The organism is Rhodococcus sp. T7, from assembly GCF_009872365.1.
Lineage (GTDB): Bacteria > Actinomycetota > Actinomycetes > Mycobacteriales > Mycobacteriaceae > Rhodococcus_F.
The window spans coordinates 1-7,461 of the sequence record NZ_WXYH01000112.1; the positions used below are offsets into that span (position 1 = coordinate 1).

Here is a 7,461-nt window from a genome sequence, read left to right on the forward strand (position 1 = left end):
CCGTCAACCTCGGCGTGCCGAACACGCAACGTCCGAAAACCTCACAAACGCACCATAATCCTTAGTTCAGAGAAGCCCGCGCGGCGGGCGACTGCGGCGGTGGTCACCGGGGTTCGTTCTCGGTGTAGCCGGGTGATGGCAAGGTGGACGCGGTCGACGGCGGCTTGGGCGTCGCGGCGGCGGTGCGAATCTGGGATGGGGCTTGGCTACTGCTCATGCGCAGGCTTCTCCCTCGGTTTCGTCGTTGTCGGCGATCGCGGTGTTGGTGAGGTCGGTGGCGCGGAAGGCGGTGGACCAGACGCGGTGGAAGTAGTCCTGGGGTTTGCGCAGGTCCAGCGCGAGAGCCTGGTCGAGCAGGCCGAGCCCTGCCAGGGCGTTCTCGAGTCCGTCGATGGCGCGGGCAGTAGGCGCGAAGTGCTGGTACGGGTAATTAGCGGTCGCATCGTCGGGGGCGCCCTCGGCGAGTTGTCCCCATTGCTCGCGTTTACGCCTCCAATACAGCGGGTCCGCCCCGGACAGGACGAATTTGTCGCAGCCCTGGCAGTTCAGCGCCCAGGGGCAGGCGCCGCCGTCGACGACGGGTTGGAAGGTGCAGAAGCCCGGCGCGCAGCTGCGGCTCGCCGGTGTGCACAGCAAACACCTTCGCCGCGGGGATCAGCTGATCTCCACCCGAGGGGTGTCCGATCCCGCAAGTCTTCCGGCATACCGAGGAAATCTACGAACGAGCGCAAACAAGGAAATCCGCTAGGAGCGCCAGTGCGGATCAAGCAGAAACCTAGGGATGACGCTGCTCACGGTCGAGAGCGCACATCAGCAAGTGCGCTCGAACCTGCTTCTTCTCACTCTTTTCGAGATGTCGATAGTCGATGTATGCGTGACCAGGTGCCCGCTTCTTTCCCGCTTCGAGAGGGGCATCCCTGTCGTCGATGGCTCGCGTGCCCGCCTTAGCCACTTCAGCAACCGAACACGCCCATACAGACAATGAAGTGCTTGGTGCGTTCCCGTTGTGCCATTCGAAACTCTGAGCGGCAGTCACGATGGAGCTGCGGGAAAAGGACGGTGCGCCTCGGTCTGCGTCCAGCGGGCCGAACGCTCCAACTCCCGGCAGCGCCTTTTTCGCATCCCAGAGATGTGCGGGGATCTGGCGATAGAGGAGTTCATCATCCGCAACGGTGTCGCCTGGATCGATTATGAACTCACCCTCGATTAGGGGAGAAAAATCCTCAGCCACGAACCGCCTCCACATCCGTATCATCAATGAACTTCTTGACCCCGTCAAGATTCTCTGTTGGCTCAACGGCAGAGGATTCGCCGTCGCGAGAGTATCTGTTCATCTCATAGACGCCGTCCGGCGACACTTCGATCGTAATCACCCTTTGGGGCGATGCCCATTCCAAACTCACTCCGCCATCCTCTGATGGATAGATCCCAGGAATCTCGCGGCCTATCTTCGCGACGTGACGCAATATTTCGCGTGCACCATCGATCGCAGAAAAAGCAACAGCTTCGCTGCTTCGCGCCTCGTCGTTCCAGCCCTCGGATAGTTGCGCAAGCTCGATGAACCGGCCAGACCACGGCTCGCCATCCACCTCAAGCACCTGAACTTTGGTTGCTTCGAGAATCCTGGAGATATCCTCACCAACAAAGCTCAGTCGCCCGAAAATCCTCACCACGGGCGACTTTTCGCTCGTTCCAAGGACCGCCTTCATATCGTCGAATATTTCGGGTTCTTTGAACTTTCCATTCACCTCCCTGCCGTCAAGCAGAAGAGTGAATTTGGATTCAAGTCCATTCAACGCAACCAGTCGGGCTACCACCCATCCCGACTCTTTTCTGCGTTCGATCGCCAGAGTCGGCGGTAGACTCACGCTCGTCGCAGCCTTATGTGCGGTGCGTATTTTATTCTGATACGAGGACGGGGTTACTCTGAGCGAGGAATTAGAATCATTGGCGACCGGGACTGACATAAATTCCCCATCGTCAAGCGACGAGCCGAATTCGCCAAATTCTTCTGTTGCCACCAGTGGATGCCATAGGTCAGGCGATTGATCGTTCAGGACCTCATTCAAGGCAGCCTCAAAATCGAGCCGTCCCTCCTCGTAGTACGAGTCGTAAACGGAAGTCTGAGGTCTTTCAAGCACCGAGGTAGCACTGCCGGGTCTGACCTCAGCAATCGTCAGCTCGAATGAGTCGTGAAAGTCCTCGGGAAGTTCCTTCCCGGGGTTTGCATCCAGCCACTTCAGCTCAGCTGCACGCAGGACGATGGCGACGTACCGTTGCAGCTCCGCTAAAGCACGCACCGGAAGGCGACCATCTTCGAACTGCTCACCATCCATCGTCAGCGTCGCGAATGGATCTGGGGCCGTTGTCATGCGGCGAGTGTACGGCGCCACCGCTGCGTCGTCACAACGTATCCGCAATAGCGGACGCGCAACCACTCGAACGGTAGATCACTGCGCCTTCCATTCACCGATGAACGTCGGTCTACGCGAGGTACCGAGTTGTATATCGCGTGAATGACACAGGTGCACCGTCCTTCTCGCCGCCCGTGTCCGGTCGGCGTGTCAGCGCACCCAGCAGCGAACACGTGGCGCGAAGGAAGTAGCGTCACGCTCGATCCGGGTCAGCGATCGGGCGGGCGAGGAACTCGAGGGGGACCCATGACGGCGTATCGATCCCTGCTCCGGCACAAGGCCACGCGGACGCTTGTGCGCGTGGCCTTGTGCGCGACCGTCGGCACCACTGCGACCGTGCTCTGCGCGCCCACAGTCTGGTCGGCTCCGACCGACTCCTATGCGGTCACGGCGACGATCCCGGTCAACGGGCTGGCAGAAGGCATCGCCATCTCCCCGGACGGCTCACGGGCCTACGTCACCCACGGCGACGACGGCGCGGCCGGGCAGTTGTCAGTCATCGACACCGCCACCAAAACCGTCCTCAACACCCTCGCGGTCGGGAACTTCCCCGTCGGCGTCACCGTCTCCCCCAACGGCCAGACCGTGTACGCCGGCAGCAACGGGGACGACACCGTCTCCGTCATCGACACAACCACTTTCGCCGTCACCGCAACGATCCCCGTCGGCGACGGCCCACTCGGCGTCACCATCACCCCTGACGGGACCAAGGTTCTCGTCGCCAGCCAGTTCGACGGCCACCTCACAATCATCGACACGGCAACCAACACCGTGAGCAGCACACTCGCACTGGGAGGAACGACAATGTTCCTCGCCGTCTCCCCCGACAGTCGAACCGCCTACGTCACCGACAGTTCCGGCAACGCGATCGATGTCGTCGACATCCCCACCGCCGCGGTGACTGCCCGAATCCCTGCCTCCGGATCACCACTTGATATCGACATCACCGACAACGGTTCCACGCTGTGTGTCACCGGGGTGGACGGGTTCAGCACTGGATCGGCGTCCATCATCGACACCGCAACCCGGAGTGTCACCGCAACCATTCCCGTTGCGGCAGCCGCCGGCGGCATCGACGTCGCACCCGACGGACACACCGCCTACATCGCCCACAGCACCCCCACCAACGCAGTCACCGTCATAGACACCGCCACTCGAACCGTCACCGCCACCGTTCCCATCACCGAGAACGGCCAACTCATCGCCGTCACACCCAACAGCGCCGACGCCTACGTCACCAGCCAATCCGACACCGTCTCCGTCGTCTCCAACACATCGGCGCCCACCGACCCGCCGACCACCACACCACCCACCCTGCCCGGCACCGGGTCACTCGGAACCATCTTCGGGAGCTGACCCGCGCCGAGACCACGAAAGAGACCCTCCACGTCCGCGAACCCTCCCCACTGGGTCCGGCAACGACTGCATTGCCAACCTGAGGTACTCCGGCGCCGCGGGGGAAGCATCGGTTCGCGGCGTGGGTCTCGATGCCGTCGTGCGGCCGCCCGCGGAGACTCGAAATCGACCGAGATCCGCGAAGACAGTCCCGCCGCGGTCCACCCGGTGATCCGGCTCATCACAGGTCGCCGCACGCCTCGACGAGAAGTGCCGCGCCCAACCAGGGGCGAACAGACCGGCCCCTCCCAGCGTGCCCCGTCGAGGCGACCCTGCGAGCGGCAACCCAGTCAGCACACTCGGCGTCATTGGCGCGCCGCACCGTCGCACAGTCTCGGGGTGCGAACTCGTGTCGGCCATGTCCTCGAAACCGCTGCGAGCCAATACAAATAATCCCTTAGGGTTATAGCCACGGGATAGGGCACCGTCACCGGCGAGAGCCGACCGGGTCCAGCACGGTTGCACCGATACAAGACCCGCCGGGCCGCGTCTGTTCCTGCATCAATACCTGCGGAGGTCACGGCGCCTACTGGTCACTTCCACCATTCCCGCCTGCGATGCGGGACAACAATGTCGTCGAAGGGTGTGGTGTCACCGGCATCCCACCGGCGACGCCCCTCCGCGAGGCGACGGACAGTACGGCGACGCTCGCGACGGAGATCACGAGCATGACCCTCACCGTCGTGGCACAGCGAGCACGAGCAAATCCCGGTGCCCGTGTACGCGAGTGCCCAGACGCAGTTCGTTGCGGACAACCAGGCCCGACCTCCCTGATACCGGTCAGGGAGGTCGCAGACGTCATGGCAGTCGGCGTGCCACGGTTCAACGGAAAGTTCGCCACGGTGAAGACGAACCCAGACAGGAGAATGTGCTTCGGTACGGGACAAGGCGGTGCCTTTCAGCGCTCATGCGCCCCGGCCCGCTACCCTCGAATGAGGACGGACCGGGGCGGCGATTGCTGCACCGCATCCCTCGCCCGCCGAAGCGGGCGTCGCCATCCACAAGAACTCATGCCGCCCATTCTGGCATCCACCTACGACAGACCCGACCAGACAGCACCCGCCCGCCAAACGGGGCGACAGTTCTCGGCACCGACGCTCACCCAGCAGGTGCCAGCGGAACTCCCATCGGCCCCTCGGTGCACACTGTCGACCAGCGCTCGTGAGCAACCTCCCGTACCAGCCGCACCGATCGTCCGCCCGCGTTCATGGCTGTGACACCGGCGCGCTCATCTTCGGTGAGCCTGGCTTCGAAGAGACAGGCAAGGGTTCGGCTACTGAACGTCCGTCGGATTGAGAGAACCCGGCAACCCGGAGTCGGTGGGTCACGCTCAAGAGTGGACACCACTCGGTTCAGCCGCCCACAGCCGGCAACTTTGCCGCAGCCTCATGGAAGGCACGCACGATTGCGGCCGAAATCCGACCACGGAAGGACACTTCACGGCCCTCCCCGATCGCCCACTCGCGAATCTCCTTGGCCGTCTTCTTAGCCGGAGCCGTGCCCGCCGCCGCTCCATCCACCGGAGCCTCCTTCTCGACGACCTTCTCCACGGCTGCCTTCTTCGCCGGAGCCTTCTTCGTGGCCGTCTTCTTCGCCGGCAGCGTTTTTGCCTGAGCCTTCGTTGCCTGAGCGTCATGGAAAGCTTGCTCGATCTCGGCCGAAATCCGGCCGCGGGGAGACACTTCGCGACCCTCTCCGATCGCCCACTCGCGAGTATCCTTGATCGTCGACACCGCCGGAGCCTTGCCCACCGCCGGAACCTTCGTGGCAGCAATCTTCTCCGCGGCCGTCGACTTCGCCCCAGCCGTCTTCGCCGGCGACTTCCCCGCAGACGCCTTCTTCGCCGGAGCCTTCTCCGCGGCCGTCTTCGCCGGAGCCGTACCCGCCGCCGCTCCCTTCACCGGAGCCTCCTTCTCGACGACCTTCTCCACGGCCGTCTTCTTGGCAGCCGTCTTCTTCGCAGCCGTCTTCTGCCCTGTCGTCTTCTGCCCTGTCGTCTTCTGCCCTGTCGTCTTCTGCCCTGTCGTCTTCGCCGGCACCGTTTTTGCCTGAGCCTTCGTTGCCTGAGCGTCATGGAAAGCTTGCTCGATCTCGGCCGAAATCCGGCCGCGGGGAGACACTTCGCGACCCTCTCCGATCGCCCACTCGCGAATATCCTTGGTCGTCGTCACCGCCGGAGCCTTGTCCACCGCCGGTACCTTCGTGGCGACAATCTTCTCCGCGGCCGTCGACTTCGCCCCTGCCGTCTTCGCCGGCGACTTCCTCACAGTCGCCTTCTTCACAGCCGTCTTCTTCGGCCCGGTCGTCTTCGCCGGAGACTTCTTGGCGGCCGTTTTCTTCGCGGGAGCCTTCCCCTCGACTATCTTCTTCGCGGCCGCCTTCTTCGCCGGCGCCGCTTTTGCCTGAGCCTTCGTCGCCTGAGCGTCACGGAAAGCTTGCACGATCTCGGCCGAGATCCGGCCGCGGGGTGACACTTCGCGACCCTCGCCGATCGCCCACTCGCGGATCTCCTTGGTTGTCCCCTTCGCCGAACCTTGGGAAATTCTCGGTGATACCGCCATCGTGCTCTCCTTCTACGTCAGGGCAATCGTCGAACGCACACAGTAACGGCAGGCTCGTCCCGCAAAGGAGGAAGCTCACCGAACTAACAATTCAACGTCTCAAGACATTGTCCATGTGGGCAGACCACACACGATCCTCGTCGAGCTCAAATCACATCGCACCGAGCTTCATGCAGGACGAGCACGACTCAACCCGACAGGGACCATTCTCCACCGAAATCCCGAAATCGCGTCGGCAACTGCGGCATTGAAGTTGTCGATATTGTCGAATTCGGTGTTCACGATGCCGAGCAGGGTGTGGTGTGCGCCTGACGGCCCACCGCCTTCTCACCGAAGACTGTGCCGCAATTCCGGCGGTGCAGCGCCTCCCGGACTCGGGCCACAGCGGCACCGAACCTTACCTCGCGAAGTCCGCCCGCCGGCCACATCCCCAGCAGCCCGGAGAACACCGTCGTGGCCGTGCCACCGCATTCGGAGTGTGGTCACCCCCAGCCGGCATCATTCTCTTCCGCACCGCACTCACACACGGTTCACCCGAAACCGACTGCGGCACCGTACACACGAGTGGAGAAAACTCGACACAACACCGCGATGAGCAACAGGCACCGGGACGGCCACCCCTCGCGACAACAGTGGGGCGCGCGCCGGCCGAGAAACCGCGGGAGCTCACTCCGATCAGCTGGCGTCAGCCCGTACGTCGCCGCGCTATCCCAATGTCAGATCGACAATCGTGACCGAACGAGGCGAGCACCCTCTCTCGGGCCCACCCGTCGGCATCGCGGCGCCGACCGCACCACCATCAGCGTCGGTCGCTTTCCGTCCGTCGACCAGCATCAGCGCGAGTTCAGTGCATCCGTGCCGGCACTCGTCATGCAGCCCCCGCGCGACGATCGTGCGGGCCAAGATGTCGGTCCCGGGTTCGGCGGGTCAGCGCGTAGTCCCACCCACGTGCACGCCGTCAGCTAGGCCTCCTGGACGAGTGATGTTCCGCCAGCCACCCCAGGACCGCCACCTTGAGGCTGCACCCTTTGAGTGGACACCCCGGACAATGGTTCTAGGAGAGCCAGGAGGGATGTCGAGGTGGGACGCCA

Annotated in this window: 5 protein-coding genes; 1 reads left to right on the plus strand and 4 read right to left on the minus strand. The window is 63.3% G+C overall.

What is annotated here, in order from left to right; translation table 11 throughout:
• Positions 1-213 precede the first annotated feature (213 nt).
• The 3 genes from MLGJGCBP_RS14665 to MLGJGCBP_RS14675 all read right to left on the minus strand — a co-directional run bounded on the left by MLGJGCBP_RS14665 (position 214) and on the right by MLGJGCBP_RS14675 (position 2,393).
• Entirely contained in the window at positions 214-636 is a 423-nt protein-coding gene (locus MLGJGCBP_RS14665) for a hypothetical protein (RefSeq protein ID WP_007299862.1), read from the minus strand.
• 139 nt (positions 637-775) lie between these two features.
• Positions 776-1,231 carry a hypothetical protein gene (locus MLGJGCBP_RS14670; protein ID WP_148222657.1) on the minus strand — a complete coding sequence of 152 codons (456 nt, stop codon included), beginning with the start codon at positions 1,229-1,231 and terminating at the stop codon, positions 776-778.
• On the minus strand, positions 1,224-2,393 hold the full coding sequence (locus tag MLGJGCBP_RS14675) for a hypothetical protein (protein ID WP_007299864.1): 1,170 nt from the start codon (positions 2,391-2,393) through the stop codon (positions 1,224-1,226). Before MLGJGCBP_RS14675 ends, MLGJGCBP_RS14670 begins: the two co-directional genes overlap by 8 nt.
• 267 nt (positions 2,394-2,660) lie before the next feature.
• Between MLGJGCBP_RS14675 and MLGJGCBP_RS14680 the strand changes: the two genes are divergently transcribed.
• Entirely contained in the window at positions 2,661-3,770 is a 1,110-nt protein-coding gene (locus MLGJGCBP_RS14680; RefSeq protein WP_160096457.1) for a beta-propeller fold lactonase family protein, read from the plus strand.
• A 1,391-nt stretch (positions 3,771-5,161) separates the two neighbouring features.
• On the opposite strand, the gene MLGJGCBP_RS14685 is transcribed toward MLGJGCBP_RS14680, so the two are convergent.
• Positions 5,162-6,370: an Lsr2 family DNA-binding protein gene (locus MLGJGCBP_RS14685; RefSeq protein WP_007299866.1), complete on the minus strand. Its 1,209-nt coding sequence runs from the start codon at positions 6,368-6,370 to the stop codon at positions 5,162-5,164.
• Positions 6,371-7,461 lie beyond the last annotated feature (1,091 nt).

Coding starts and splice junctions, on each gene's coding strand:
- MLGJGCBP_RS14680 (WP_160096457.1), top strand. CDS start 2,661: ATGACGGCGTATCGATCCCTGCTCCGGCACAAGGCCACGCGGACGCTT.
- MLGJGCBP_RS14685 (WP_007299866.1), bottom strand. CDS start 6,370: ATGGCGGTATCACCGAGAATTTCCCAAGGTTCGGCGAAGGGGACAACC.